Origin of the sequence: Bradyrhizobium sp., from assembly GCF_049581145.1 — a bacterium.
Taxonomy (GTDB): Bacteria; Pseudomonadota; Alphaproteobacteria; order Rhizobiales; family Xanthobacteraceae; genus Bradyrhizobium.
This window is the reverse complement of sequence record NZ_JBAURI010000238.1, coordinates 1-1,976: the sequence shown is the minus strand read 5'-3', so window position 1 is coordinate 1,976 and position 1,976 is coordinate 1. Positions and strand designations below refer to the sequence as shown.

The 1,976-nt window shown below is 59.5% G+C and carries 1 protein-coding gene and 1 tRNA gene; one reads left to right on the top strand and one right to left on the bottom strand.

What is annotated here, in order from left to right:
- The first annotated feature begins 242 nt into the window (after positions 1–242).
- Positions 243–319, top strand: a tRNA-Pro gene (locus WCB02_RS07960).
- A gap of 74 nt (positions 320–393) precedes the next feature.
- On the opposite strand, the gene WCB02_RS07955 is transcribed toward WCB02_RS07960, so the two are convergent.
- A complete protein-coding gene (locus WCB02_RS07955; protein ID WP_423957327.1) occupies positions 394–1,650 on the bottom strand; it encodes a hypothetical protein in 1,257 nt (418 codons plus the stop codon).
- Positions 1,651–1,976: the final 326 nt, after the last annotated feature.

Below are 1,976 nucleotides of genomic sequence, written 5' to 3'. Positions count from 1 at the left end.
GTCCATAGACCGTCTCGGTCGGGAACGCGACCAGGCCGCCTGCCGCGAGACAGCGCGTGGCGGCGGCCACGGCGGCCGCGGAGGCCGGCAGCATCGCGGTGATCGGGTCCAGTTCAGCTTGATTCACTTGGCTCGCTCTACGTTGACTTGGTTCACCCAGTTCAGTCCGATTGCTGGGCAAAATCGGTGAATTCGATGCCTTGCGGTGCGGCACACCCAAGGCTATAAGCCGCGTTCTTAGTCGGAGTGTGGCTCAGCCCGGTAGAGCACTGCGTTCGGGACGCAGGGGTCGCAGGTTCGAATCCTGCCACTCCGACCATTCTTTCAAATACTTATAGTTTCGATGATTTTCGTTCGCAATGAAATGCGCAACGAAATGATTGATTTGGAGCCTTATCGCCGTCCTCCAAACGCCTCTGCTGCCTCTTCCTGGAAATCCGGGTGGTGATGGCCATAGTTGGCCTCCAGCTGCTCAACCGTCATTCCCAGCCAGCCAGCGGCCTCCCACATGTCGACGCCGGCCTGCATCAGCCACGTTGCTGCTGTGTGGCGCAGGGAATGCCGCACCACATCACAGCCAAGTCCTGCATCCTCCAGAATTCCCTCCCAAGCCGACCTGATCTTACCGGCAAGCGGCTGGCCGTCGTTCACGCGATTGACGACGAACCGGATCTGCTCGCCATTCTTCAGAATGCCAGCCGCGCGCAGCTCAGCCGAACGCTTCTGATCAATCCTGCACCAACGAACCAAGTGGGGACGCAAGCGGGCGGCGATCTTTGCCGCAGGTCGCCGCTTCTTGGTGGATCGCTCCAGGGCGCCTTTACCCTGATAGACCATCGCATCCAGGTTCATCCACGGATGGGTCATGGTGGGTACCCATTGCGTGCGCCGGATAGTTTCCTCGCGGCGGGCACTGTAAATGCCGATCAGGCAAAAGCGCGCAGCTGGGTAACGCCTGCGGATAATCCAACGCTCACGGCGCAACAGGGTGCCGTCTTCCCTGCGCTTCCAGCTCACTCCTTCAATATCCCACACATAGCCGATTGCAGCACCGACGAGCCTTGCGGCTTCATTGCGCGTCAGCCAGCGGTGTCGGCCTTCCGCCTTGGGAGGCAGGGCAATCTTCGGGACCACGCTCAGCGTGTGTTCCGCATGGTACGCGTTGAGGGCAGCCCGTAAATCTTCAAGCCGGCGCCGCGCGGTTTGGTCGGACACCTTGCGTTCGCGAGGCTTGATCCCCGCTCGCCTGTTGCTTTCATTAGGCGTGCCGGTGGACCAATCGACAAAATCGCGACAGAGTTGCGCCCTGATGGCGCTGACCGTCTTGTCGCCGAAGAAGTTATTAAGATCGAGCAGGCGGATCAGCATCAAGTCATGCTGCGCCCAGGCTCGCTCGTCATTCTCGTCCTTGGGCCGCTTCGAGATCTCGTAAGCGGTGAGGACGTCGGCTATTGCGAGGACACCAGGGTCAGTCGCTCCAATTGTACTGGTGTGTCGTCCACCAATGTAATTTTCGAGCGCCTTCGCAGCGCCGTCAATGTCGTCGCGGCCGCAACCTGTGCGGATTTGCCGGCCACGGTCGAGGATGATCCAGGTGTTGTCGTCCTCTCTGAACCAGAGTCGTGGTGGCTTGGCTTTGCGGCCCGGCATGACCGCTTGACCAATTTTCGGATGGCACGAGGCGTGGTCAGATCCTTGCCTGCCACTTTGGCGATTTCAAGAGTCCCGACAGCCGCTGCCCTGCGCAATGATGATAATGTCAATGGACCTTGCGGGAAAAATACGACAGCGGCCTCGACAAGGGTCATTACTTCGTCCTCGTCCCATTGGCCGGGATGAGGTCGTTCTTTCGCACGCGCGAGTTTGTCGGTTTTACCCATGTCTTGCACGCGGTTCTCATGATTGCCAGATCTTTGGCTCGGCCCTTCTATTGAAGGTGTACGCAAATCTGGTCTCCGGGAAGCGTGCTGCTTGGC

Coding starts and splice junctions, on each gene's coding strand:
- WCB02_RS07955 (WP_423957327.1), bottom strand. CDS start 1,650: ATGCCGGGCCGCAAAGCCAAGCCACCACGACTCTGGTTCAGAGAGGAC.